This window comes from Pseudonocardia ailaonensis (genome assembly GCF_039531635.1).
In the GTDB taxonomy this organism is placed as follows: Bacteria; Actinomycetota; Actinomycetes; order Mycobacteriales; family Pseudonocardiaceae; genus Pseudonocardia; species Pseudonocardia ailaonensis.
The window spans coordinates 79,516-103,345 of record NZ_BAAAQK010000004.1; the positions used below are offsets into that span (position 1 = coordinate 79,516).

The 23,830-nt window shown below is 73.6% G+C and carries 21 protein-coding genes and 1 riboswitch; of the genes, 10 read left to right on the top strand and 11 right to left on the bottom strand.

Going from position 1 to position 23,830, the window contains the following annotated elements:
- Nucleotides 1–214: 214 nt before the first annotated feature.
- Nucleotides 215–694, top strand: a complete 480-nt coding sequence (locus ABD324_RS06835; protein WP_344413604.1) for a peroxiredoxin — start codon at nt 215–217, stop codon at nt 692–694.
- 13 nt (nt 695–707) lie between these two features.
- Here ABD324_RS06835 and ABD324_RS06840 read toward each other — a convergent pair whose 3' ends face one another.
- The 3 genes from ABD324_RS06840 to ABD324_RS06850 form a co-directional block, all read right to left on the bottom strand.
- On the bottom strand, nt 708–1,130 hold the full coding sequence (locus ABD324_RS06840) for a hypothetical protein (protein WP_344413606.1): 423 nt from the start codon (nt 1,128–1,130) through the stop codon (nt 708–710).
- 179 nt (nt 1,131–1,309) lie between these two features.
- Nucleotides 1,310–3,262: a M13 family metallopeptidase gene (locus ABD324_RS06845; RefSeq protein WP_425565747.1), complete on the bottom strand. Its 1,953-nt coding sequence runs from the start codon at nt 3,260–3,262 to the stop codon at nt 1,310–1,312.
- Nucleotides 3,250–4,086, bottom strand: a complete 837-nt coding sequence (locus ABD324_RS06850; protein ID WP_344413610.1) for an LLM class flavin-dependent oxidoreductase — start codon at nt 4,084–4,086, stop codon at nt 3,250–3,252. The genes ABD324_RS06845 and ABD324_RS06850 overlap by 13 nt, the downstream gene beginning before the upstream one ends.
- Before the next feature lie 90 nt (nt 4,087–4,176).
- Here ABD324_RS06850 and ABD324_RS06855 point away from each other — a divergent pair, with 90 nt between their 5' ends.
- The 5 genes from ABD324_RS06855 (at nt 4,177) to ABD324_RS06875 (ending at nt 8,704) form a co-directional block, all read left to right on the top strand.
- On the top strand, nt 4,177–4,320 hold the full coding sequence (locus ABD324_RS06855) for a hypothetical protein (protein ID WP_344413612.1): 144 nt from the start codon (nt 4,177–4,179) through the stop codon (nt 4,318–4,320).
- Between the two features lie 95 nt (nt 4,321–4,415).
- Nucleotides 4,416–5,303, top strand: a complete 888-nt coding sequence (locus tag ABD324_RS06860) for a TauD/TfdA dioxygenase family protein (RefSeq protein WP_344413614.1) — start codon at nt 4,416–4,418, stop codon at nt 5,301–5,303.
- 11 nt (nt 5,304–5,314) lie between these two features.
- Nucleotides 5,315–6,229 carry an NADP-dependent oxidoreductase gene (locus ABD324_RS06865; RefSeq protein WP_344413616.1) on the top strand — a complete coding sequence of 305 codons (915 nt, stop codon included), beginning with the start codon at nt 5,315–5,317 and terminating at the stop codon, nt 6,227–6,229.
- Between the two features lie 144 nt (nt 6,230–6,373).
- Nucleotides 6,374–7,579, top strand: coding sequence for a CoA transferase (locus tag ABD324_RS06870; RefSeq protein WP_344413618.1), 1,206 nt, complete (start codon nt 6,374–6,376; stop codon nt 7,577–7,579).
- Between the two features lie 81 nt (nt 7,580–7,660).
- Nucleotides 7,661–8,704 (top strand): alcohol dehydrogenase catalytic domain-containing protein, encoded by a 1,044-nt coding sequence (locus ABD324_RS06875; protein WP_344413620.1) that lies wholly within the window; start codon nt 7,661–7,663, stop codon nt 8,702–8,704.
- A gap of 48 nt (nt 8,705–8,752) precedes the next feature.
- On the opposite strand, the gene ABD324_RS06880 is transcribed toward ABD324_RS06875, so the two are convergent.
- The 4 genes from ABD324_RS06880 to ABD324_RS06895 are packed head-to-tail and all read right to left on the bottom strand — an operon-like array spanning nt 8,753 to nt 13,611.
- The gene (locus tag ABD324_RS06880) at nt 8,753–9,331 is read right to left on the bottom strand and encodes a sarcosine oxidase subunit gamma (RefSeq protein WP_344413622.1); all 579 of its coding nucleotides are present in this window, start codon (nt 9,329–9,331) and stop codon (nt 8,753–8,755) included.
- Nucleotides 9,324–12,095: a 2Fe-2S iron-sulfur cluster-binding protein gene (locus ABD324_RS06885; RefSeq protein WP_425565760.1), complete on the bottom strand. Its 2,772-nt coding sequence runs from the start codon at nt 12,093–12,095 to the stop codon at nt 9,324–9,326. The genes ABD324_RS06880 and ABD324_RS06885 overlap by 8 nt, the downstream gene beginning before the upstream one ends.
- Nucleotides 12,096–12,148: 53 nt before the next feature.
- Entirely contained in the window at nt 12,149–12,391 is a 243-nt protein-coding gene (locus ABD324_RS06890) for a sarcosine oxidase subunit delta (protein WP_344413626.1), read from the bottom strand.
- A gap of 8 nt (nt 12,392–12,399) precedes the next feature.
- Nucleotides 12,400–13,611 (bottom strand): sarcosine oxidase subunit beta family protein, encoded by a 1,212-nt coding sequence (locus ABD324_RS06895; protein WP_344413628.1) that lies wholly within the window; start codon nt 13,609–13,611, stop codon nt 12,400–12,402.
- Between the two features lie 165 nt (nt 13,612–13,776).
- Between ABD324_RS06895 and ABD324_RS06900 the strand changes: the two genes are divergently transcribed.
- Nucleotides 13,777–14,415: a GntR family transcriptional regulator gene (locus tag ABD324_RS06900; protein ID WP_344413630.1), complete on the top strand. Its 639-nt coding sequence runs from the start codon at nt 13,777–13,779 to the stop codon at nt 14,413–14,415.
- A 196-nt stretch (nt 14,416–14,611) separates the two neighbouring features.
- On the opposite strand, the gene ABD324_RS06905 is transcribed toward ABD324_RS06900, so the two are convergent.
- On the bottom strand, nt 14,612–16,606 hold the full coding sequence (locus tag ABD324_RS06905) for a TPM domain-containing protein (protein ID WP_344413632.1): 1,995 nt from the start codon (nt 16,604–16,606) through the stop codon (nt 14,612–14,614).
- Nucleotides 16,607–16,650: 44 nt separating this feature from the next.
- Nucleotides 16,651–17,112: an HIT family protein gene (locus ABD324_RS06910; RefSeq protein WP_344413634.1), complete on the bottom strand. Its 462-nt coding sequence runs from the start codon at nt 17,110–17,112 to the stop codon at nt 16,651–16,653.
- A gap of 64 nt (nt 17,113–17,176) precedes the next feature.
- Here ABD324_RS06910 and ABD324_RS06915 point away from each other — a divergent pair, with 64 nt between their 5' ends.
- Nucleotides 17,177–17,578: an SRPBCC family protein gene (locus ABD324_RS06915; protein WP_344413636.1), complete on the top strand. Its 402-nt coding sequence runs from the start codon at nt 17,177–17,179 to the stop codon at nt 17,576–17,578.
- Nucleotides 17,579–17,617: 39 nt separating this feature from the next.
- On the opposite strand, the gene treS is transcribed toward ABD324_RS06915, so the two are convergent.
- Entirely contained in the window at nt 17,618–19,837 is a 2,220-nt protein-coding gene (gene treS, locus ABD324_RS06920; protein ID WP_344413638.1) for a maltose alpha-D-glucosyltransferase, read from the bottom strand.
- A 131-nt stretch (nt 19,838–19,968) separates the two neighbouring features.
- Here treS and ABD324_RS06925 point away from each other — a divergent pair, with 131 nt between their 5' ends.
- Nucleotides 19,969–21,342 carry an MFS transporter gene (locus tag ABD324_RS06925; protein ID WP_344413640.1) on the top strand — a complete coding sequence of 458 codons (1,374 nt, stop codon included), beginning with the start codon at nt 19,969–19,971 and terminating at the stop codon, nt 21,340–21,342.
- Nucleotides 21,343–21,434: 92 nt separating this feature from the next.
- On the opposite strand, the gene ABD324_RS06930 is transcribed toward ABD324_RS06925, so the two are convergent.
- Entirely contained in the window at nt 21,435–22,904 is a 1,470-nt protein-coding gene (locus ABD324_RS06930) for an aminotransferase class V-fold PLP-dependent enzyme (RefSeq protein WP_344413642.1), read from the bottom strand.
- A 46-nt stretch (nt 22,905–22,950) separates the two neighbouring features.
- Nucleotides 22,951–23,064: riboswitch (SAM riboswitch) on the bottom strand.
- A gap of 477 nt (nt 23,065–23,541) precedes the next feature.
- Between ABD324_RS06930 and ABD324_RS37145 the strand changes: the two genes are divergently transcribed.
- Entirely contained in the window at nt 23,542–23,628 is an 87-nt protein-coding gene (locus ABD324_RS37145) for a putative leader peptide (protein ID WP_425565761.1), read from the top strand.
- The last annotated feature ends 202 nt before the right edge of the window (nt 23,629–23,830 follow it).

Consider the following 23,830-nt stretch of genomic DNA (forward strand, 5'->3'; position numbering starts at 1 on the left):
AGAGTCGCGGAGGGAGGGGATCGAGACCTCCCTCTCCAGGGGGATGCCGGGCGCCGGAAGGGGGAATTCGCGGCGGCGGGCAGGCCCACGCTCACACCCGACGGGATCTACGCGCGGACATGATCAAGGGTGCCCGGCAGTGGCGCTTCTGGTGGGACCGAGGAGCGACTAGCGTTCTGGTGAAGGCCTGTTCACTCGACGGAAGCTGGCTCCCGTGCCCCTCTCCACCGGCGACACCCTCCCCGACGTCACCCTCACCACCCTGCGCGACGGTCAGCCCACGCCCGTGCAGAGCGCCGAGGTGCTCGGCAAGGGCACCGTGGTGCTCTTCGGCGTCCCGGGGGCCTTCACCCCCGGCTGCTCCGAGCGCCATTTCCCGAGCTACACCGCGCGGGCGGGCGAGCTGAAGGCCAAGGGCGTGGACACCATCGCCTGCGTCTCGGTCAACGACGCGTTCGTCATGGCGGCCTGGGGCGAGTCCCAGGACTCCGGCGACATCCTCATGCTCGGCGACGGCAACGGCGATCTCGCCACCGCGATGGACCTCGTCCTGGACGGCCGGGCCATGGGCCTGGGCATCCGTAACCAGCGCTACGCCGCGGTCCTGCGGGACGGCGTGGTCGAGAACCTGTGGGTCGAGCCGGGCCGCGGTGTCACCGTCAGCTCGGCCGACGCCGTCCTCGAGAACCTCTGACCGGATCCGGCGGTCAGGCGGCGGGCGCGAGCAGGCGCCCGTCGCCCACACCCAGCCTGCGGAGCAGGGCGTTCCACACGCCGTCCGGGACTCGCGCCTGGCGGCGAGCGGCATCGTCGCGCAGCGCCGACCACGCGACGAGCTCCGGATCGTCGCGCAGCGCGTCCAGGCTCAGCGGCCGGGCGAAGCGCTGGAGCGTGCCGAAGCAGCACACCGCCGCGCCGTCGAAGTCCCGGTACGGGGTCCCGACGGGATACGGGTCGGAGCGCACCGCGAGGAGGTGCGTGATGCCGGCGTCCGGCCGTAGCAGCAGCGCGAGATCGCCCCGGTGCGTGCCCGGGTCGCAGGTCCACTCACCGGTCCGCAGGAAGGGGATCCGGGGCTCCCCGCCCTCGAACTCCTCCGGTCGTGCGGTCCACACCCAGCGCCTGCTCATCGTGCCTCCCGAAACCTCTCGGAAACATTCTCGGGCACGACGTGATCCGCGTTACGTCCGGTTCGCCCGTCGGGAGGCGGTGGGCGCAGACGTCCCACGGCCCTCGTGAGTGGCGATGGTCGCCATGGCGACCCCGTTCGCCCACCCCGCCGGCTGCCGTCCCCCGCCGTCACTCACGGTCACCAGATGCGGACGCGGTCCTCGGGGGCGGTGTAGAGGGCGTCGGAGGAGCGGACGTCGAAGGCCTCGTGGAAGGCGTCCAGGTTGGTGACGACGGCGTTGCAGCGCAGGTCCGGCGGCGAGTGCGGGTCGATCGTGATCCGGCGGATCGCCTCGGCGTCCCGGGTCGCGGCCCGCCACACCTGGGCCCAGCCGAGGAGCACCCGCTGCAGGCCGGTGAAGCCGTCGAGCTCCTCGTCCGGCTGCCCGGCGGTGGCGATCTGGTAGGCCTTGATCGCGATCGTCAGCCCGCCCAGGTCGCCGATGTTCTCGCCGACCGTCAGCGCGCCGTTGATCTTGTGGTCCGGCAGGCCGGCGGGGGAGAGCTGCGAGTACTGGTCGATCAGGGCCTTGCTGCGCCGGTCGAACTCCGCGCGGTCCGCGGCGTCCCACCAGTCCGTCATGTTGCCGTCGCCGTCGTAGCGGGAGCCCTGGTCGTCGAAACCGTGGCCGATCTCGTGCCCGATGACCGCGCCGATGCCGCCGTAGTTGGCCGCGTCGTCCGCCTCCGGGTCGAAGAACGGGGGCTGCAGGATGGCCGCCGGGAAGACGATCTCGTTCATCCGCGGGTGGTAGTAGGCGTTGACCGTCTGCGGGGTCATCAGCCACTCGTCCTTGTCGACGGGGCCGCCGATCCGGTCGAGGTCGAAGTCGAAGTCCCACTCGGCGGCGCGGAGCATGTTGCCGAGCAGGTCGTCGGCGCTGAGCTGCAGGGACGAGTAGTCCCGCCACTTCTCCGGGTAGCCGATCTTCGGCCGGAACTTGCCGAGCTTCTCCAGCGCGCGGTCGCGGGTCGCGGGCGACATCCAGTCCAGCGTGGAGATGCTCTGCCGGTAGGCCTCGACCAGGTTGGCGACGAGCTCGACCATCCGCTCCTTGGACGCCGCCGGGAAGTGCCGCTCCACGTAGAGCTTCCCGACCTCCTCGCCGATCGCGCCCTCGACCACGGACACGCCGCGCTTCCAGCGCTCGCGCAGCGCCGGGGTGCCGGAGAGCGTGCGGCCGTAGAAGTCGAAGTCCGCCGCGACGATCTCCTCGGTGAGGTAGTCCGCGCAGGCGGAGGCGACCCGGACCGACAGCCAGGCCTTCCAGTCCTCCAGCGGCAGCTCCTGCCACAGGCGAGCGGCGGCGATCACGAACGCCGGCTGCCGGACGACGACCTCGTCGAAGCTCCCGTCCGGGGCGCCGAGGCCCGCGTACCAGCGCTCCCAGTCGAACTCCGGGGCGTTGGCGGCCACTGCGGGCCAGGTCATCAGCGAGTAGGTCTTCTCCGCGTCCCGGTTGGTGACCCGGTCCCAGTGCAGCGCGGCGATCTTCGTCTCGAGCGCCAGGACCGTGTCCGCCACGTCGTCGAGGCCGACCAGACCGGCGAGTGTCGTCAGGTGGGCGACGTACGCCGTGCGGATCTCGGCGTACTGCTCCTCGCGGTAGTACGACTCGTCCGGCAGCCCGAGGCCCGCCTGGCTCAGGTGCACCAGGTACCGGGACGAGTCCTTGGCGTCCGTGCCGACGTACGCGCCGAACAGCATCGCCCGGCCCTGCCGCTGACGGCGGCCCAGCACCTCGGCGAGCTCCGCCTTGTCCGCGGCGGCCGCGATCTCGGCGAGCAGGGGCCGCAGGGGCGCGGTGCCCAGCTCCTCGATGCGGGCGGTGTCCATGAACGAGGCGTAGAGGTCCGCGACCTGCCCGGCCCCGGCACCCTCGATGATCCCGCGGACGTCCTCCTCGGCACGGTCGCGCAGGTCGCGGAAGGCACCGTCCTGGGCCCGGTCGTCCGGGATCACGTGGCCCTCGAGCCACGCACCGTTGACGTGGGTGAACAGGTCGTCCTGGGGGCGCGTGCCGCGGTCGACCCATCGCAGGTCCAGGCCGCTCGGCCGGGCGTTCGTCGGGGAGGTCGTCACGCTGCCCATCCTGCCGGGCGGGCCGCCCCGCTCGCCATTCGTTCCGCCGTGAGCGTGACCGCCCTCGCTCCGGTGGCGAGCGTCCGGAGGTGGCCCGCGAGGTCCGTGCGCGTCGGCTGGGTCTGGATCAGCAGGGTGCTCGCCCAGGCCACCGCGGGATCGGCGCGCAACCGCGCGGCCACCTCCTCCGCCGGCTCACCGGCCCTGACCAGCCGGGACAGCGCGACGCGCGGGATCCCGGCCGAGCGGCCCCAGTACCGCTCCAGGTCGGGGGCGGCTCCCTGGGGCCGGCCCGAGATCACCCCCAGGCCGCGCTCGGCGGCGGCGTCGACCCCGCGGGCGGAGCCGGTGGCCCACCACATCCGGTCGAGCAACCCCGGCGCGTCCGGGACGAGCGTGATGCCGCCGAGGATGTCGCACAGCTCGTCGAGGGCGTCGGCGCAGTCCGCGTGCCGGTGCTCGTGGTCGGCCCCGAACAGCGCCGTCGCCGCCGGATCGGAGCCGGCCCCGATGCCCAGCTCCAGCCGCTCGCCGGAGAGCGCGTCGAGCACGGCGGCGTCCTCCGCGACCCGGCGCGGGTCCTCCAGCCCGACGGCGACCACTGCGGTGCCGAGCCGGATCCGGCCGGTGGCCTGGGCGATCGCCGCGAGCAGCACGAACGGCGACGGCAGGTACCCCTGTGCCTCGCTGTTGTGGTGCTGGGCGACCCAGAACGACGAGTACCCGGCCTCCTCGGCCGCGACGGCCAGGGCGATCGTGTCCCGATAGGCGTCGCGCGGGGAGGCCAGCCCGCCGACGTGGGTGAGGTAGCCGAGCTCCAGGGACGCGGACATGTCGCGGAATGTATCGAGTACTCGACGCGGAGTAGCGATGGCGGGGCCGACACTTGCGGGTTGCCCGGCCGGAGGTCCACAGTCGGGGGCGTGACCCAGGAACTCCGGCTCGTGAGTCGACTCCACGTCGACCTGTGCCGGACGAGCGTCGCGCTGTGTCCGGGTTCCCCGCACAGCGACGCCGAGGTCGACCTGCAGTGGACCGGCTCGGCCGTCCGCAACTGGTTCGGTTGAGCCGCAGTCCCGTTGCGCGCGGCTGACGCGCCGGCGACCCACCTGCACCGACACCGGCACCGACCGGTCCCCACCTCTGCGCATCCGGAGTCCTGATGTCCCCGCTGCACGCCGTTTCCGATCTCTCCCTCGAGCCCCTGGGGCCGCGCTTCGGCGCGATCGTCCACGACGTCGACCTCGCCACCGCGTCCGACGCCCAGGTGGCCGCGATCCGCGCGCAGCTCACCGAGCGGAAGGTGCTGTTCTTCCGCGGGCAGCACGCGCTCGACCCGAGCGGGCAGGTCCGGCTCGGCAACCGCCTCGGCGAGCTCACGGCGTCGCACCCGGTCGTGCCGGGGATCGACGAGGACCACACCGAGATCTACGCCCTGGACTCCGCGGACGACGGCTTCTCGGACGTCTGGCACACGGACGTCACCTTCATGAAGCGGCCGCCGCTCGGCTCGGTCCTGCGCGCGGTCACGCTGCCGCCCACCGGCGGCGACACGAACTGGGCCGACCTGGAGCTGGCGTACGAGGCGCTCTCCCCGCCCGTGCAACGGCTCGCCGACCAGCTCGACGCGGTGCACGACGGCAACCGGGAGTTCGGCGCCTATCTCGCGCAGCGCCGCCAGGGCCGCGGCAGCGTGTGGGACGGCGAGACGGTGACGAGCCTGGAGCAGGTCGTGCACCCCGTCGTGCGGGTGCATCCCGAGACCGGGCGGAAGTCGCTCTTCGTGAACCCCGGCTTCACCGAACGGATCGACGGCCTGTCCGACGTGGAGAGCCGGCACCTGCTCGACGTCTTCTACGCGGCGATCACCAAGCCGGAGCACATCGTGCGCCACCGCTGGGCGGAGGGCGACGTGGCCATGTGGGACAACCGTTCCACCGCCCATTACGCGAACCGCGACTACGGCGACGCCCGCCGGGTCATGCACCGGATCACGCTGCGCGGGGATGCTCCGGTCGGCGTGGAGGTACTGCGGAGCCAGGCGGTCTGAGAGGAGAACCCGTGCGGGCGATCGGTGTGACGGGGCCCGGTGGGCCCGAGGTGCTCGAGGTGGTCGAGCTCCCGGACCCGCAGGCGGGGCCGGGGCAGGTGCGGATCCGGGTGCACGCGGCGGCGGTCAACCCCACCGACACCCTGCTGCGTTCGCTCGCCGAGCGGCAGCGGGGCGAGGGCCCGTACGTGCCGGGTATGGACGTCGGCGGCGTGGTCGACCAGGTCGGTGCGGGTGTCGACCACGTGGCCGTGGGCGACGCGGTCATGGCGATCGTCGTGCCGCTCGGCAGCCACGGCGGCTACTCGTCCGCCGTCGTCGTGCCGTCCGGGTCGGTCGTGCCGGCCCCCGCCGACCACGCGCTCTCCGCGACCCTGCCGATGAACGGGCTCACCGCCCGCCGTGCCCTGGACCTGCTCGATCCGCCCGCGGGTGCGGTGGTGGGGGTGACCGGGGCGGCCGGGGCGTTCGGCGGGTACGTCGTGCAGCTCGCCAAGGCCGCCGGCCTGCGCGTGGTCGCGGACGCGTCCGAGGCGGACGACTCGCTGGTCCGCGACCTGGGCGCCGATGTGGTGGTCCGCCGCGGCGACGACGTGGCCGAGCGGTTCCGCGAGGCCGGCGGGGTCGACGTGCTCGCCGACGGCTCGCTGCAGGGCGACGCGCTCCTGCCCGCGGTGCGCGACGGCGGCCGGATCGCCACCGTCCGCGGGCACGTCGGCCGGGACGAACGGGGGATCACCTGGCATCCGGTGGTGGTCCGCGACATCGCCGAGGACCGCGACCGGCTCGACCACCTCCGCGAGCTGGCGAGCGCGGGCGCGATCACCCTGCGGGTCGCGGACACCTACCCGGCGGAGCGGGCCGCCGAGGCTCATGCCCGGTTGGAGAAGGGCGGTGTCCGGGGCCGCCTGATCCTCACGTTCTGACGCCCTTCCGCGGAACCTCGGCGCGGGTGCCGGGGTCCGGAACGCCGTCCGTCCGGGCCCGTCGCGCCCCGCCGTAGGGTTGGCCGCGAAGACGCGCCGTCCGGCAGGACGGGGGCGGACCGGGAACGGAGAGGGGCAGCTGGAGTGGGTCGTCCGCTGGAGGGACTGCAGGTCGTCGAGTGTGCGAGCTTCGTCGCGGGACCGACCGGAGGCATGACGCTCGCCCAGCTGGGCGCGTCGGTGACCCGGATCGACCCGATCGGCGGCGGTTCGGACCACAACCGCTGGCCGGTGGTCGGGGGCGGCGCAGGGCCCGCCGACGCCGAGTCCTACTACTGGACCTCGCTGAACAAGGGCAAGCGCTCGATCGCCGTCGACATGCGGTCGGACGAGGGCCGCGAGCTCGTCGTGTCGCTGATCAGCGCGGCGGGCGTGCTGGTGGACAACGTCGTCGGCCGCCGCTGGATGGCCAACGACGCGCTGGTCGCCCGCCGCCCCGACCTGATCCACCTGCGCGTGCAGGGGTACCCGGACGGCAAGCCCGCCGTGGACTACACCGTCAACGCCGAGGTCGGCATCCCGCAGATCACCGGCAGCGAGGAGGGCGGCGCGCCGGTCAACCACGTGCTCCCGGCGTGGGACCTGGTCACGGGACTGTCGGTGTCCACGGCGGTGCTCGCCGCGGTCTACGAGCGCGCGCGGACCGGCCGCGGCGCCTACGTGGAGCTGGCCCTGTCCGACGTCGCGCTCGCCGGCGTCGCGAACCTGGGCTGGCTGTCCGAGGCGGCGGCCCGCGGCACCGAGCGCCCGCGGCACGGCAACCACGTCTACGGCAGCTTCGGCGTCGACTTCGGCTGCTCGGACGGCCGCCGGGTGATGGTCGTGGCGCTCACCGAGGGGCAGTGGGCCGCGCTGAAGAAGGTCACCGGGACCGACGAGGTGTTCGCCGCGCTCGAGGCGGCGCTCGACGCGGACCTGACCCGCGAGGACGAGCGGTACCGGCTCCGGGACACGATCGCCGCCGTCCTCAAGCCGTGGTTCGCCGCCCGGGACTCCAAGACGGTGGCCGACGAGCTCGACGGGGCCCGCGTGCTGTGGGGCTCCTACCGCGGGATGACCGAGGTGGTGGCCGCGCACCGTGAGGGCCGCTACCCGGTGCTCGCGGACCTGCCGACGCCCGGGGGCGCCGCCGCGATCACGGGCCGGTCGCCGATCCGCTGGAACGGCGAGCACGGCGGGACGGGCGCCGCACCGCTGCTCGGCCGGGAGACGGACGAGGTGCTCGCCGAGGTCCTCGGCCTGGGCTCCGCGGAGATCGCCGGCCTGCACGACCGCGGGGTCGTCGGCTAGGACGGTCGCAGACTGAGACACCGTCGTGTGATGGGCGCCACTACCGTCCGAGGTCGGGACTACCCCGACCGAGGAGGCCAGATGAAGGCGCTCGTCTATCACGGACCCGGCTCGAAGGCGTGGGAGGACGTCGCGGACGCGACGGTCCAGGATCCGACGGACGTGGTCGTCCGCGTGGACACGACCACGATCTGCGGCACGGACCTGCACATCCTGCAGGGCGACGTGCCCGCGGTGACCGACGGCCGGATCCTGGGCCACGAGGCCGTCGGCACCGTCACCGCCGTCGGGGCCGCGGTGACGGGGTTCCGCGAGGGCGACCGGGTGCTCGTCCCGGCGATCACCCGGTGCGGCCGCTGCGTGTACTGCGTGAAGGGCATGCCGTCGCACTGCCAGACGGTCGGCGGGATCGGCTGGATCTTCGGCCACCTGATCGACGGCACTCAGGCCGAGCTCGTCCGCGTCCCGTACGCGGACACCTCGCTCTACGCCGTGCCGAACGAGGTCACGGACGAGCAGGCGATCTTCCTCGCGGACTCGCTGCCCACCGGCTACGAGGTCGGCGTGCTGGCCGGGCGGGTGCGGCCGGGCGACACGGTCGCCGTGGTCGGCGCCGGCGCGGTGGGCCTGTCCGCGATCCTGACCACGGGGCTCTGGGGCGCCTCGCGGGTGATCGCGGTGGACTCCAACAAGTTCCGGCTCACCAAGGCGCTGGACTTCGGCGCGACGGACGCGGTCGAGGCCGGCCCGGACGTCGTCGCCGCGGTCACCGAGATGACGGACGGGCTGGGCGTCGACGTCTCCATCGAGGCCGTCGGCTATCCGGAGACGCTGCGCACCGCCGCCGCGCTGGTCCGCCCCGGCGGCACCATCGCCAACATCGGCGTGCACGGTGCCCCGGTCGAGCTGCCGATGGACCAGCTCTGGATCCACAACGTGACGATCACGATGGGCCTGGTCGACACCGTCTCCATCCCGACGCTGCTCACGATGGTCGCGAGCGGCAAGATTCCGTCGGAGAAGATGGGCACCCACACGTTCGGCCTGGACCAGATCGACGAGGCCTACGAGGTGTTCGGCAACGCCGCCGCCCACGAGGCCCTGAAGGTGGTCATCCGCCGCTGAACCGCCGGTGAGGGGCGGTCGCGGCGAGGAGGTCGGACGCGGGGATCGTTATGAGGGGTCCTGGTACTCGAGCGCCGCGTCGATCAGCCAGTCCGCGAGGTAGGCCGCGACGCTCGACCGGACGAGGATCCGGTACTCCGCCGGGCCCAGGCCCAGCAGGATCACGCCGGCCTGTCCCAGCAGCGTGACCGCAGCCGATCCGGCTCCGAAGGCCCGGGGGTGCAGGTCGACGGCGCAGCCGGTTTCCAGCACGTCGCGGGCGTGGGCACCGCGGAGCCGGATCGTGGTGCGCTGCGCCGAGACGTCGACGGCCGGGGCCCCGGTGCCGCGCGCGAGCTCCTCCAGCTCGTGGGGGGTGTGGAAGGGGCTGGTGAGCAACAGCTCGTCCGGGCCGAGCCGGATCGCGGTGATCCGCTCACCCGCCCAGGCGTTCGGTCCGGGCAGCGCGGCGAGCTCCGCCAGCGCGGTCGCGGTCCCGGGATCGGCCTCGGTCCCGGGACCGGCGGCCGTCCGCACCGTCGTCATGGCGTGGAACGGTTCGGGGAGGAGCACCACGGAGTCCGGGAGGGCGGCGAAGCGTGCCGCCCAGCCGTCGAGCGTGCCCGTGCGGACCAGGGTGTCAGCCATCGCGGCGGGCTCCTTCCGGGTCGAACAGCACGGATCCGGTCACCTCGACGGGGACCAGCTCGGCGCCGACGGGCACGGTCAGGCGCTCGCCGATCCGCGCGTGCCCGCCCTTGACCAGGGCGAGCGCGAAGGTGCGGCCGAGCGCGGCGCTGCGGTAGCTCGACGTCACGTGCCCGAGCATCGGCACCGGGGGAGGGGGCAGCGCGTCGGTGAGCTCGACGATCTGCGAGCCCTCCGGCAGCTTCCGCGTACGGTCGAGCGGCAGCAGGCCGACGAGCTGCTTGCGCAGGGGATCCACATTCGACGGGCGGGTGAACGACCGCCGCCCCAGGAAGTCCGCCTTCTTCTTCGACACCGCCCAGCCGAGCCCCAGATCGTGCGGGGACACCGTGCCGTCCGTGTCCTGCCCGATGATCGGGTAGCCCTTCTCGGCGCGCAGCACGTGCATCGTCTCGGTGCCGTAGGGCGTGATCCCGTGGGGCGCACCGAGCTCCAGGAGCCGGTCCCAGACGGCGGGGGCGTGCCAGCCGTCGACGCTCACCTCCCAGGCCAGCTCCCCGGAGAAGCTGATGCGCGCCAACCGGACCGGGACGTCGTCCACCTCGGTATCGACGAACCCCATGAACGGGAAGGCTTCCGCGGAGACGTCGACGTGCGGGGCGAAGGCGCCGATCACGTCCCGTGAGCGTGGCCCGACGACCGGGAAGGTCGCCCACTGCTCGGTCACCGAGGTGAGCGCGACGCGCAGGTGCGGCCACTCCGTCTGCAGCCACTCCTCCAGGTGGTCGAGGATCGGGGCGGCGCCACCGGTCGTCGTCATCACCAGGAAGCGGTCCTCGTTCACGCGGAGCACGGTGCCGTCGTCGATCACCATGCCGTCGAGGCCGCACATCACGCCGTACCGGGCGCGGCCCGGCCGCAGCGTGGAGATCATGTTCGTGTAGATCATGTCGAGGAAGGCGCCGGCGTCCGGGCCCTGGACGTCGATCTTGCCGAGTGTGGAGCCGTCGAGGATCCCGACACCGGTCCGCACCGCCGCGCACTCGCGCAGCACCGCCTCGTCCATGCCCTCGCCGGCCTGCGGGTAGTGGCGCGGCCGCTTCCACTGCCCGACGTCCTCGAACACGGCCCCGTGCTCGACGTGCCAGGCGTGCAGCGCGGTCGTCCGCTCGGGGTCGAACAGCCGGCCCCGCTCCCGCCCGGCCAGCGCGGCGAACGCGACCGGGGTGTAGGGCGGCCGGAAGGTGGTGGTGCCCAAGGACTCCACCGGCACGCCGAGCAGTTCGGCGGTGATGGCGCTCGCGAGCATCCCGGAGGTCTTGCCCTGGTCGTGGGCGGTGCCGATCGTGGTGTAGCGCTTGACGTGCTCCACCGACCGCATGCCCGCCCCGGTGGCCCGCGCGATGTCGGCGACCGTCCCGTCCCGCTGCAGGTCCACGTACTGACGGGCGGGGTCCCCGTCGGTCCGCCAGAGCACCTGGTTCAGGCGCGGTGCCGAGGCGGAGCCGACCGTCGGCACGGAGGCGGAGCCGACCGTCGGCACGGGTTCGGGCGACTCCCCACGGCCCTCGGCGAGGCACCCGGCCAGATCGAGGGTCCCGTTGGCTGCCCCGACCACGCTCGTGCCCGGGACGGCCTCCCCGGGCCGGAACGCGCCCAGCTCGGCGTCGTAGCGCAGGGTCCCGCGGACGTGCGAGAACAGGTGCGCCGTCGGGTTCCAGCCGCCGGAGACCAGCAGCAGGTCGCAGGGGACCTCGCCGGTGTCGGTGAGCGCGTGGGTGATCTCGCCGGCGTCGCCGCCCCGCGTCCCGGTGACGGTCGCCCCCGGGCGCACGTGGACCGCTCCTTCCTCGAGCAGCGCGGATGTCGCCGCGGACAGGGTCGGCCGGGCGTCCAGGAGGGTCACGGCGGCGCCTGCCGAGGCCAGGTCGACCGCGGCTCCGTGGGCCGCGTCGTCGCTGGTGAACACGACGATCTCGCGCCCGGCGAGGACCCCGTACCGGTGCAGGAGGTCGCGGGCGGAGGCGGCGAGCATGGTTCCGGGGCGGTCGTTGTCGCAGAAGACGATCGGGCGCTCGTGGGCACCCGTCGCGACGACCACGTGGCCCGCGCGGATCCGCCAGACCCGTTGCCGGGACACGTTCGCTGGGGGCGAGGCCAGGTGCTCGGTGCGGCGTTCGAGGGCGAGGACGAAACCGTCGTCGTAGTGGCCGAACGCGGTGGTGCGCGGCAGGATCCGGACGTCCGGGTTCGCGCGGAGCTCGGCGAGGGTGTCGGCGACGAAGTCGAACGCCGCGCGTCCCTGGATCCGCTCGGTGCCGAGCAGGGAGCCGCCGGCCGCCGGGCGGTCGTCGACCAGGACCACGCGGTCGCCCCGGCGGGCGGCGGTGCGCGCGGCGAGCAGCCCGGCCGGGCCCGCGCCGACCACGAGGGTCTCGCAGTGGGCGTGGCGGCGGTCGTAGCGGGCGGTGTCGGGGACGTCGGCCAACCGGCCGCGGCCCGCGACCGAGCGGGCCACCAGGCCGTCGACCAGCTCGATCGTGGTGGCGAGCAGCATCGGCTCGGGGAAGGGCGCCTCGACCTGGACGAGCCCGGTCGGGTCCTCGCTCCAGGCGGCGGTGATCCCGCGCGGGCGGCCGTGGGCCACGCTGGTTCCCGTGCGGCGCACGCCGTTCGCCAGCAGGGCGCTCGCCAGGGTGTCGCCGGGGTGGCCGGTGTACTCGCGGCCGTCGAAGGTGAAGCGCAGGGTGCGGGAGCGGTCGATCCGCCCGTACCCGTCGACCCGGCTCGGGCCCGACGGTTCGCTCGTGGACTCGCTCACGCCTGGAACCTGTAGGTCGCGGTGTCGCGCACGGCGGTGAACCAGCGACGGCAGCCGGCGCTGTGGCTCCAGCGCTCCTCGAAGCGCCCCACGGGATTGGCGCGGACGAACACGAACCGGCCCCACTCCTCGTCGGACAACGCGGCGGGATCGGCCGGGTAGGCCACGCCCGCCTGGCCGCCGTAGTGGAACTCGACCTCCTCGCGGGGGCCGCACCAGGGGCATGCGATGAGCTGCAACGGAACTCCTAGTGGGCCACGGCCGCGGCGCCGTGCTCGTCGACCAGTGCGCCGGTGGTGAACCGGTCGAGGGTGAAGGGGGCGGCGTAGGGGTGCGGACGGCCGTGCGCCACGGTGTCGGCCAGGCACCAGCCGACGCCGGGGGTGGCCTTGAAACCGCCTGTGCCCCAGCCACAGTTGAGGTACACGTTCTCGTACGGGGTATGGCCGATGATCGGGCTCGCGTCCGGGGTGACGTCCACGATCCCGCCCCAGGTCCGCAGCAGGTGGGCGCGGGCGAACACCGGGAACAGCTCCACCGCAGCGGCCATCTGGCGCTCGATGATGTGGAAGGCGCCGCGCTGGCCGTAGCCGTTGTAGGAGTCCACGCCGGCGCCCATGACGAGCTCGCCCTTGTGCGCCTGCGACACGTAGACGTGCACGGCGTTGGACATGACGATCGTGGGGTGCACCGGCTCCAGCAGCTCGGACACCAAGGCCTGCAACGGGTGCGACTGCAGGGGGGCCGGGACGCCGAGCATGTCCAGCAGCACGGAGGTGTGCCCGGCGGCGCACAGAGCCACTGTGCCGCAGGCGATGTCGCCCCGTGACGTACGGACCCCGGTGACCCGGCCGCCGTCGGTGGTGAAGCCGGTGACCTCGCAGCCCTGGATCAGGTCGATGCCGGCCTCGTCGGCGCGGCGGGCGAAGCCCCAGGCCACGTAGTCGTGCTTCGCGATCCCGGCGCGGGGCTGGTAGGTCGCGCCCTGCACGGGATAGCGGATGTTCGCCGATACGTTGACGATCGGGCAGACCTTCGCGACCTCGTCCGGGGTGAGCCACTCGGCGTCGATCCCGTTGAGCCGGTTGGCCTCCACCCGGCGGACCGAGTCCCGCACGTCCTGCTCGGTGTGGGCGAGGTTCAGCACCCCGCGCTGCGAGAACAGGATCGGGTAGCCGAGGTCCTCCTCGAGCCCCTCCCACAGCTTCAGGGAGTGCTCGTAGATCGCCGCCGACTCGTCCCACAGGTAGTTGGAGCGGATCAGGGTGGTGTTGCGGGCCATGTTCCCGCCGGCGAGCCAGCCCTTCTCCAGGACGGCGACATTCGTGATGCCGTGGTTCTTCGCGAGGTAGTGCGCCGTGGCCAGACCATGCCCCCCGCCGCCGACGATCACGACGTCGTAGCTCCGGCTCGGCTCCGGGTTCCGCCAGAGGAAGTCGGGATGCTCCGGCACCTGCATCGCGCTCTCCCACCAGTTCGCGTGGACTGATATACCAGTCGCACGCTAAGGTAGGCGTGGTCCGGCGCGCGGGTCAACCCCCGCCGCCACGTGAGCGAACGGCACGTTCGCTCACACCTAGTGAGCGAGGGTGCCGTTCGCTCATCGGTGGGGAGGGATGTGGGCGTGGCGGAAGCGGTGTCGCTGGCGGATCGGGCCTACGCGGCGATCCGGGACCGGCTGGTGATGCTGGAGATCCGCCCCGGCGACCCGCTGAACGACGACCGGCTGGCCGCGGAGCTCGGCGCCGGCCGGACCCCGGTGCGCGAGGCGTTGAAGCGCCTCGAAGGGGACCGGCTCGTGGTCGCGTACCCGCGGCGCGGGACGTTCGCCACCGCCGTCGACATCACGGACCTGGCCCATCTCTCCGAGGTCCGGCTCACCCTCGAACCCCTGGCCGCCCGCAGCGCCGCCCGCGCGGCGGGGACCACGGACCGGGCCGCGCTGGCCGTGCTGGGCGAGGAGATCGCCACGCTGGACCCGGCCGGGGACCCGAAGGAGCTGCTCCGCGCGGACGTCGAGGTGCACCGCGCCCTCTACCGGGCGACGGGCAATCCGCACCTGGAGGACGTCTGCGTGCGGCTGGACAACCTCGCCACCCGGATCTGGGTGCTCTTCCTGGACCGGCTCCCGGCGCTGCCGGGCCACGTCCACGAACACGCCGACCTGCTCCGGGCCGTGGTCGCGGGGGAGGAGGACAAAGCCGCCGAGCTGGCGCTGGCCCACGTCCAGGGCTTCGAGCGGGCCATCCGCGCCCTGCTCTGACCCGCGCACCATGGATCCTCAACGCCCCCACGAGCCGGCAGAGCCTGCGTTATGGATCCATAACGCCCTCACGCGCAGGCGAATTCAGCGTTGTGGATCCATAACGCGCTCAGGGGCGGGCAGAATCAGCGTTATGGCTCCATAACGCGATCGGGAGGCAGGTGAATCGCGCGTTGTGGAGCCATGACGCGGTGGGTCAGAAGCGGCCGCCGCCGCCTCGCCGGCCGCGGCTGCCGGAGCCGCCGAAGCTCCCGGGGGAGCGGCCGCCGCCCCCGAAGCCCCCGCCTCCGCCGAAGCCCCCGCCCCCGAAACCGCCCGAGCCGCCGCGGTACCCGCCGCCTCGCATGGCTTCGTTGAGGATCCCACCGAGGACGAGGCTGCCCAGGTCGACGCCGATGTTCGAGCCGCTGCCACCCGACGGGCCGGACCAGGTGTTCACGTCGTTGCGGGCCAGGGTGAGCGCCTCCTGAGCCATCGCCTCCGCCTGCTGGGCCTCCCGCAGCGCCACCGCGGGATCACCGCCGGCCGATGCCGCGGACAGGTGCCGCTGTGCCTCCGCGAGCCGGGTCCTGGCCTGTTGGCCGACGGCGCCGCGGCGGGTGGAGATGAAGTCCGAGGCCGCGGCGACCGCGGACCGGGCCGTGACCAGCGCCTGGTCGAGCTGCGCGGCGGTGCGCCGGGTGCGCTCCGCCGCCTCGCGGGCCCCGGCGATCGCGGCGTCGAGCGCCGTGCCGGCCTCGTCGAGGAGGTGCAGGGCGGCGAGGGGATCGGGCAGCGCCCCGGATCCGGCTGCAGCGCCCGCTCCGGCCGTACCACGACCCGACTCGTCCGCCGCCTGGAGCGCGGCGCGAGCGCGAGCCACGACGCCCGGGTCGATCCCCGGCAGCGCGGCGGCCTCGGCGATGTCCTGCTCCACCTCGGCGCGGGCGGCGGGGATCTTCCCGGCCGCCTCGATCAGCTCGTCCTCGCGGCGGGCGACCCCGTCGAGGAGCGTGGTCGCCTGCGTGAGCGCGTCCTCGGCGGCGCGGCCGTCGACCACGGCGAGGGCCGGCTTCGCCGCGGCGAGCTGCGTCCGGGCCTCGCCGAGCTCGGTGGCGGCAGCGCCGGCGAGGGCCGTGGCCTGCGGGATCGCCTCCGCGAGCGCCTCGAGCGCGCTCGGCGCCCAGCGCGCGGTGAGCGACGCCCAGGCCCGCTCGACCTCGGGGATGCGGGCGACGAGCGCGGTGTGGCGGGCGGCCAGCCCGTCGATGTACCCGGGGGCGTCCGCCTCCAGCGAGCGCAGCCGGTCGAAGGCCTCGACCTGAGCGTCGAGCCGGTCGTCCGCCTGCGTGGCGAGCCGGAGGATCTCCGCGTGCATGGCCCGCTGCTGCGGCTCGGTCTCGGGGATCTCGTCGTCGAGCTGCTGGCGGATCTCGAAGGCCGCGACCATGTCCGCGCGCGAGGCCTCGAGCGCGGCGGCGAACGCCGCAACGGCCTCGTCGCCGAAATGACCGCGGGCGGCCGCGAGCTCGGTCTCGGAGGTCCCCACGGCGTTGTCGACGTCGAGGAGTGCCTGGCTGGAGCGGTAGCCCAGATCCTGCGTCGACTCCCCGGGGAACGGATCGGCCGGCGTGGCCTGCGGGGCGGCCGCGGGCGGCGCTGCGGGCTTCCTCCGCCGCCGGCTCACCAGGTAGGCCCCGCCGCCGACGACCACGACCCCGGCGCCGACGAGCAGCGGTGTGGTGATCCCGTTGCTGATCGTCCGCAGCCCGTCCGCCATGCCGGCGGCCGCGCCGGCCCAGTCCGAGCGGGCGAGGGCCGGCTCGAGGGTGTCCCGCTCGACCTGCTGGATCGACGCGTCGGACTCGGGGAAGCCGTCGTCGACCGAGAGCCCGTAGGCGCGGTCCTGCGTGGCGACGGCCAGCAGCACCTGGTCGCGGCCGAGCTGCGACTGGGTGGCGGTGGTGTCCGCCCAGTCCTGCCCGCCGCGGCCGTCGAAGGACCGCACGAACACGACGTACAGGTCGTATCCCTTGTCCGCCTTGAGCTGCGCGATCGCCTGGTTCACCCGGGCGAGGCCCGCGGGGTCGAGGGCCCCGGCGCGGTCGGTGACCCGGTCCGGCACCCGGAAGGGGGCGTCGGCCGAGGCCGTTCCCACGAGGAACAGGAACGGCAGGACGAGCAGCGCGGCGAGCGCGGCCAACCGGCGCACGGTCATCTCCTTCGGCAGGATCCGACCGCCATCATGGACCGTCCTCAGATCCCGCCGGCGAGCAGCACCTGCAGCTCGCGGGTGATCCGCTCCTGGAGGTCCGCGTGGGCCGGCCCGGCGGTGTGCTCCGGGGCCTCGAGATCCGGGTAGCGCCAGACCGGCTTCGAGCGGTACTCGTCGGGCTCCCACTCGTAGCGGGGATGGACGTGCCCGTGCAGGTGCGGCCAGCTGTTGCCGAGGATCTCGTAGTTGATCCGCCGGAACCCCGGGTCCTCCCGCAGCGCGGTGCGCACCGCCTGCCCGAGGAGGGAGAAGTCCCGCAGGAACTGCATCCGGGAGGGTTCGTCGAGGTCGTCGAGGTGCTCGGCGTCGCCGCGGTGGATCAGCAGGCAGTAGCCGGGCAGCTTCTGGTGGTCGCCGAACACCGCGAACCCCGACGGCGTCTCGGCGAGCAGGTTCTCCGCCGGCTCGCCCCGGCGCAGGGCGGCCAGCCTCCCGTCGCTCATGGTGCGGAGGCTATTCGGGTCCGCGGGGCGCCGCCACGGGGGAGCGCTCTGCCACGCTGGGCGCATGAGCCCCTACCCGAGCACGCACGTCGCCGTGCAGATCGACGCCCCCGCGTCGGAGGTGTACGCCTTCGTCGCCGACCCGACCACCCTGCCGCGCTGGGCGTCGGGTCTGGCCTCCGCCCAGGTCGAGCTGCGGGCCGGGAGATGGATCGCCGACTCCCCGATGGGGCAGGTCGAGGTGGAGTTCGTGCCGCGCAACGACTTCGGGATCCTCGACCACGACGTCACGCTGCCGTCCGGCGAGGTCGTCACGAACCCGGTCCGGGTGCTGCCCAACGAGGACGGCTGCGACGTGTTGTTCACCGTGCGGCAGCGGCCCGGGATGTCGGACGACGAGGTGGCGCGGGACGTGCGCACGGTCCGCGGCGACCTCGAGACCTTGGCCCGGATCCTCGGGGAGTGATCACCGGGGGTGCGCACCCCCGGCGATCACGAGCAGCGCTCACTCCGCGCGGGGCAGCTCCAGCAGCAGCGAGTGGCCCTGGTGGGGCTCGAGGTCCACGGTGAAGGCCTTCAGGTCGTCGACCTGCCCGACCTCCTTCTCCGTGAACATGTCCACCACCCGGCTGCCCGGGACCAGGTGCTCGGAGCGGACCGTGCCCGTGACCGGCTCCGCGGCGAAGTTGAGCACCGTGACGTGCTGGTCGCCCGAGTCGAGCTCGTGGACCATCACCAGCATCCCGCGATGGCTGACGTCCGGGACGTCGATCTGGCGGGCGACGGCGATCGCGTGCCGGGAGCGGACCGCCAGGATGGCCTGGAGCTGGCGGAGGAAGCTGCGCTCGTCCTCCATCTGCTCGGGCAGCGGCCCGTAGAGCGAGCGGCCGCGCGGCATCCCGGACGCCGACTTCGTGGCCCCCGGTGCGACGCCCATCAGGTCGTGGGCGGCGCGGCTGATCCAGCGGGTGTCGCCCTCGGCCACCAGCTCGGCCACCTCGTCGACGGGCAGCGGCAGCATCCCGCACAGGTCCCAGCCCGACAGCGCGAAGACGCCGGGCTGCAGGGCGTTGAACATCGCGAGCAGCAGGTGCACCCGCATGATCTCGGGAACGTCCGTGTCCGTGATCGTGTCGAGGGTGCGGTAGCCGAGCGTGGCCGCGATCAGGGACGCGGTGGTGCAGGCGATCCCGTTCGTGGTGAAGACCCGGTTGTAGTCGACGCTCACCAGGGTCGCGGTGAGGTCCGCCCGGATGCGCTCCGCCAGCTGCTCGCCCGTCAGCTCCCCGCCCGCGAAGGGGTAGACGTCGTCGCGGTGCCCGGTGGCCCAGTGGACGAGCTCGTAGGTCAGCTCGTCGTGGTTCTGCAGGGCGTGCACGAGCCCGGCCGGGTCCACACCCAGTTCCAGCGAGGTGCGCAGGGTGAGCCGCAGGAACTCGGTGTCCCCGGTGACCAGCGCGTGGTGGTAGGCGGGCCGGTTGACGAAGTCGTACGACAGGTCCGCCCCGGCCTCGGCGGTGGCGCGGATGTCGTCGATCGTGAGGTTGAGCTCCTGGAAGGTGAAGCCGCCCAGCTTGCGCACCATGGAGCCGATGAGGTGGTTCGCCGCCGCGGAGAGCGGGTGCCCCTCGGACCAGGCGGGCAGGCCCTCCGCGGCCTTCTCCACGCCGAGGAACCCGTTGGCGTCCAGGCGGAGCGCGCCCGCGCCGAGGTCGGCGAGCGAGTGCAGCGCGTCGCCGATCACCAGGCGCATGCCCGCGAACGAGGGATCGAGCCAGTTGATCGACGGCTGACCGTCCTTGAAGTAGTGCAGGTAGACCCAGCGCCGGGAGACCCCGTCGACGCCGACGACCGGCTTGGTCGCGCTCCAGTTCGTCTCCTTGACGCCCGGGGCGTAGAAGATCACCCGCTGCAGCCGGCCGATGATGTAGCCGGCCTTCTCCAGCTGCTCCTCGGTGGCGACGTCGAGGTTCACCGAGTCCTTGCCCGCCGGCACGTCGGGCAGGAGGTTCCAGTCCTCCTCCTCGATCTCCACCATGTGGTAGATGCCCGGGTAGTCGGCGTGCTTCATCTCGGCGAGCCGGAAGTCCGCGCCCTTGCCCGTGTGGCCGGGCACGATGTCGTCGATGATCGTGCCGCCGGACCAGGTGGCCATGCCGCACATGGCCCGGAACTCGGCCTCGGTGCCGAAGGCGGGATCGATCTCGGTGGACATGCGGTCGAAGTGGCCGTCGACGGAGCTGGTGAACTGCCAGCCCGAGATGCCGCCCGCGCGCTTCACCGGTCCGGTGTGGACGGCCTCGATCCCCACCGCGGCGAAGACGTTCCACAGCTCCTCGTCGCCGAACGCCGCGAGGAAGGACTCGCCGGGGCGGGTGATGAAGGAGATCGGGTACGCGGTGAACCACACGGACGCCGTCTCGACCGCCTGGCGCGGGCCCGGATCGGCGAACGGGTTCTGCCACATGGAGCCCTGGCCGGAGAACTGCCGGGCGATCTCGTTCGCGTCCGCGAGCATGGACTGGCTGAGCAGCCACGACACGTAGGCCGGGTTCTCCCCGGTGGCCGCGCCGTCCTTCGCCACGGAGCGCCGGACGACCGGCGACTTGGCCCGCGCGCGATGGCGCAGCGTGCGCGGGCGCGCCGGATGGAGGTGCTCCGCGTAGGTGATCTCGCTCGGCTCTTTCGGCTGCTGCTCAGACTCTGTGCTCGGTTCGCTGCTCACTGACTCTCCGTGCCCGGTGGATGCCCGGGGAGGGTGTACCACCCGGCGCATCCGTGAAACGACCGCGACGCGCGGGCGGTGCGGCGGGATCGCGCTTCGGATCGGTGGCCTGCGTGGCCTACCGTCGGGCGGTGGCTGTGCACCGGAGTCTGGCGCTGCTCGTGGCGGGCGCCCTCTTCATGGAGATCCTCGACGGCACCGTCATCGCGCCCGCCGCCCCGCACATCGCGGCGGACTTCGGGGTCGCCCCCGTCGACGTCAACATCGCCATCACCGCCTACGTGCTGACCCTCGCCGTGCTGATCCCGATCACCGGCTGGCTGGCGGACCGCTTCGGCGCCAAGCGGGTCTTCGTGCTCGCGCTGGTGCTGTTCGGGCTGGCCTCGGCCGGGTGCGCGCTGGCCCCGAGCCTGCCGGTGCTGACCCTGACCCGGGTGCTGCAGGGGGCCGGCGGGGCGATGATGGTGCCGGTCGGGCGGCTCGTCGTGCTGCGGACGACGGCGAAGTCCGACCTGGTGCGCGCCATCGCCTACCTGACGTGGCCGGCACTGATGGCCCCGGTCGTCGCGCCGGTGGTGGGCGGGGTGCTGGCGGAGTACGCGTCGTGGCGGTGGATCTTCGTGATCAACGTGCCGCTGGCGGTGGCTGCGCTGGTCGTTGCGCTGCGGATCGTCCCGGACCTGCGCGAGGACACCGTCGGGCCGCTCGACCGGACCGGGTTCGTGCTGAGCGCGGTGGGCGTGGCGGCGCTGATCGTGGCGCTGGAGGGACTCGGGAACGGGTTCGGGACCGTGACGGCGGTGGCGCTGGTCGTCGCCGTCGGCGGGCTCGGGCTGGCGGTGCGGCACCTGCTGCGCAGCCCGCGCCCGCTCGTCGACCTGCGGATCCTGAAGATCGTCACCTACCGGGTCACGGCGGCCAGCGGCTCGGTGTACCGGGCGGTGATCACCGGCATCCCGTTCCTGCTCCCGCTGCTCTTCCAGGTCGGTTTCGGCTGGTCGGCGGCGCAGGCGGGGCTCGTGGTGATCGCGGTGTTCGTCGGCAACGTCGGGATCAAGCCGGCGACGACGCCGCTCATGCGCCGCCTCGGGATCCGCACCGTGCTGCTCGGCTCCATCGGGATCGGCGCCGCCTGCCTGGTGGGCATGGCCTTCCTCGAGGCGGGCACGCCGCTGGTGGTCACGCTCGCGCTGCTGCTGCTCAGCGGCATCGTGCGGTCGACCGGCTTCACCGCCTACAACAGCGTGGCCTTCGCGGACGTGGAGCAGCCGCGTATGAACCACGCCAACACGCTGTTCTCCACGCTGCAGGAGCTCGGCGCGGGCCTGGGCGTGGCCGTCGGGGCGCTCCTGGTGCGGCTCGGGCAGGCGGTCGGTGTGGCCCCGGGGGTGTCAGGGCCCTACCGCACGGCCTTCGTGCTGCTCGCGGTGATCCTGCTGGTCCCGGCGGTCGCGGCCTTCCGTCTCCCGCGCAGCGCCGGGGACCACATCACCGGCCACGCCTGAGGGCCCGCGCTGCCGTCGTGAGCGTGTGGTTCGGCCTCCCGGCTCTGCCGAATGGCGGACTCCGTCCGCGGGGCCGACTCGCGGGTCCGGGGTCAGTGGCCGCAGGTCTCGGTGGCCGTGGTGGGGGCGGTGCCGAGGTGCAGCGGGTCGAGGTCGCGGGGGTCCGGGGTGGGGGCCCAGCGGCCCGTGACCTGGGCGTAGTCCCAGGCCGGGCCCGTCGTCGCGATCTCGCGGACGGCCGCGACCAGGCGGTCGACGTCCGCCTCGGAGGTGTTCAGGCCGAGGCTGACGCGCACGGCGTCCGTCTCGCCGGTGAGGCGGGCGAGGAGCGGGTGGGCGCAGAAGCGGCCGTCCCGCACGCCGATGCCGTGCTCGGCGGACAGCGCGGCGGCGACCAGGCCGGCCGGGACGTCCCGCACGGTGAAGCTCGCGACGCCGACGCGATCCGGCGCGTCCGCCCAGATCCGCAGCGGGCGGACCCCGGCGATGCCGCTGAGGCCGTCGACCAGCCGGGCGAGCAGCGCGCGCTCGTGGGCCGGGGCGATCTCGTCGATCACCGGGTCCAGGGCCTTGCACGCGGCGGCGAGCGCCGCGGCGCCGAGGACGTTCGGGGTGCCGGCCTCGTGCCGGTGCGGCGCGGGCGCCCAGCTGACCTCGGCGTGCCCGCCCTCGACACCGACGTGGGTCACCGCGCCGCCGCCGGCGAGGTACGGGGTGGCGACGTCGAGCCAGTCCCGGCGGCCGACCAGCACGCCGGTGCCGTAGGGCGCGTAGAGCTTGTGGCCGGAGAGCACCAGGTAGTCCACGCCCCAGGCGGCGACGTCGACCCGGCGGTGCGGGGCGAGCTGCGCGGCGTCGAGCACCACGCGGGTGCCGGCGGCGTGGGCGATCGCGCAGATCTCGGCGATCGGCGGGATCTCGCCGGTCACGTTCGAGGCGCCGGTGATCGCCAGCAGGGCCGTGGGCCGGGCGGCGAGCTCCTCGCGCAGCAGCTCGAGGGTCTCGGCGAGGGTGTCCGGGGCGCGCAGCACGCGGTGGTCGGTGCCCCGCCAGGCGAGCAGCGTGGCGTGGTGCTCGACGTCGAGGCACAGGGTGGCGCCGGGGACCGCGCCGGCCAGCAGGTTCAGGGCGTCCGTGGTGTTGCGGGTGAACACGACGACGTCGTCCTCGCGGGCCCGCACGAACCGGGCGACGACGTCGCGGGCGCCCTCGACCGCCGCGGTGCAGACCTGGGAGGCGTAGCCCGCCCCGCGGTGCACGCTGGAGTAGTAGGGGAGCAGCGCGGCGACGTGGTCCGCGACGGCCTTCAGCGCCGGGGCGCTGGCGGCGAGGTCGAGGTTCGCGTAGGGCACGGTCCGGCCGTCGACCAGCGGGACCGGCAGGCCGGTGCCGACGAGCTCCGGGAGGGCGGCCGACGTGGCGGTGGCCGGGGAGCCGGTGACCGAGCTGCCGGTGGCCGGGGTGCTGGACGGGCCGGTGGCCGACCCGCGCGGCGCCGGACCGCGGCCCGCCGGGGCGGGGAAGGTGGCGGGACAGGCGAGCGTGGTGGGCGCATCGGACATGACGGATCCTCCCGGATCACTACAGGACCCGGTGCTGACGCACAGGAGTCCGCGCTTGCCGATCGCGGTGCCGCGACGGCCTGGTCGTCACCCGGAGCACCCCGCCGCGGAGGAGGGTTGCCGGCCAGCGAGCCGGGGCTTGACGCTGGCGCTCTTGACCTGGCACCGACGGTAAGCGAATCCCGCGCGGCCGGTCAAGTGTGATCCCGACCCCAGGACAATGCCCGGACATTTGCCGGACGACCGTTCCAGAGTGGTGCGGAATGTCCGGGCCGGATGGTGGTGGGCGGCCATTGCGCCGCCATTACCGCGCCTTTCCCTGTCGGCCCGTCGCGACGATCACGGTCGGTGGAGGAGCGGTGGATTCCGGCTCGACGCGTGTGGGTGACGGCCGGGGCGTCGCGCCCGTCGGGCGCCGTGCCACGTGATCGGTTCCCGGATTTACTCCCACGATCGGGTGAATAAAGGGTGGGTGTGACAGGTCGGCGAGTGGGGGATCGGGGGCGCGAAATGGCGCCGAAATCGCGTGACCTGGGCCACGAAATGCCCCTCGAAACGGTTCCGGAACGGCGTGGGATCGCCCTTTGCCCGACCCCGGTGGCAATGACTGCTCCGTCCGGATGACAGGGTTTCGGCCATGCGCCTCACCGACACCTTCGCGAGTCGACGTCATGTCGACCTGCGCCGCGTGGCGAGTGCGCTGTGTAGCGCGACGGTGAGCTGAGACCCGGGCCCGTCCCCGGGCCCGTCTCCCCGATCCTCGCTCCGGCGCACCTCCGTCCCCGCGCCCTCCTCGCCCGGCCGCCGCTCGCGGTCGTCCGGGTCCGGACGCGGGTGCCGCACCCCTCGTGCCGCCGGGCCGCCCCGTACCCGGGAACGGCCCGTCGGGCGTGCGCCACGGCCCCGGCCCGCGCCCGGCCCGCCCC

Excerpts from the sequence above, each read along its gene's own strand:
- ABD324_RS06860 (WP_344413614.1), top strand. The coding sequence starts at position 4,416 with ATGTCCCCGCTGCACGCCGTTTCCGATCTCTCCCTCGAGCCCCTGGGG.
- ABD324_RS06895 (WP_344413628.1), bottom strand. The coding sequence starts at position 13,611 with ATGCAGGTGCCGGAGCATCCCGACTTCCTCTGGCGGAACCCGGAGCCG.
- ABD324_RS37145 (WP_425565761.1), top strand. The coding sequence starts at position 23,542 with ATGCGCCTCACCGACACCTTCGCGAGTCGACGTCATGTCGACCTGCGC.
- ABD324_RS06915 (WP_344413636.1), top strand. The coding sequence starts at position 17,177 with ATGAGCCCCTACCCGAGCACGCACGTCGCCGTGCAGATCGACGCCCCC.
- ABD324_RS06875 (WP_344413620.1), top strand. The coding sequence starts at position 7,661 with ATGAAGGCGCTCGTCTATCACGGACCCGGCTCGAAGGCGTGGGAGGAC.
- ABD324_RS06840 (WP_344413606.1), bottom strand. The coding sequence starts at position 1,130 with ATGAGCAGGCGCTGGGTGTGGACCGCACGACCGGAGGAGTTCGAGGGC.
- ABD324_RS06845 (WP_425565747.1), bottom strand. The coding sequence starts at position 3,262 with ATGGGCAGCGTGACGACCTCCCCGACGAACGCCCGGCCGAGCGGCCTG.
- ABD324_RS06850 (WP_344413610.1), bottom strand. The coding sequence starts at position 4,086 with ATGTCCGCGTCCCTGGAGCTCGGCTACCTCACCCACGTCGGCGGGCTG.
- ABD324_RS06880 (WP_344413622.1), bottom strand. The coding sequence starts at position 9,331 with ATGGCTGACACCCTGGTCCGCACGGGCACGCTCGACGGCTGGGCGGCA.
- ABD324_RS06930 (WP_344413642.1), bottom strand. The coding sequence starts at position 22,904 with ATGTCCGATGCGCCCACCACGCTCGCCTGTCCCGCCACCTTCCCCGCC.
- ABD324_RS06910 (WP_344413634.1), bottom strand. The coding sequence starts at position 17,112 with ATGAGCGACGGGAGGCTGGCCGCCCTGCGCCGGGGCGAGCCGGCGGAG.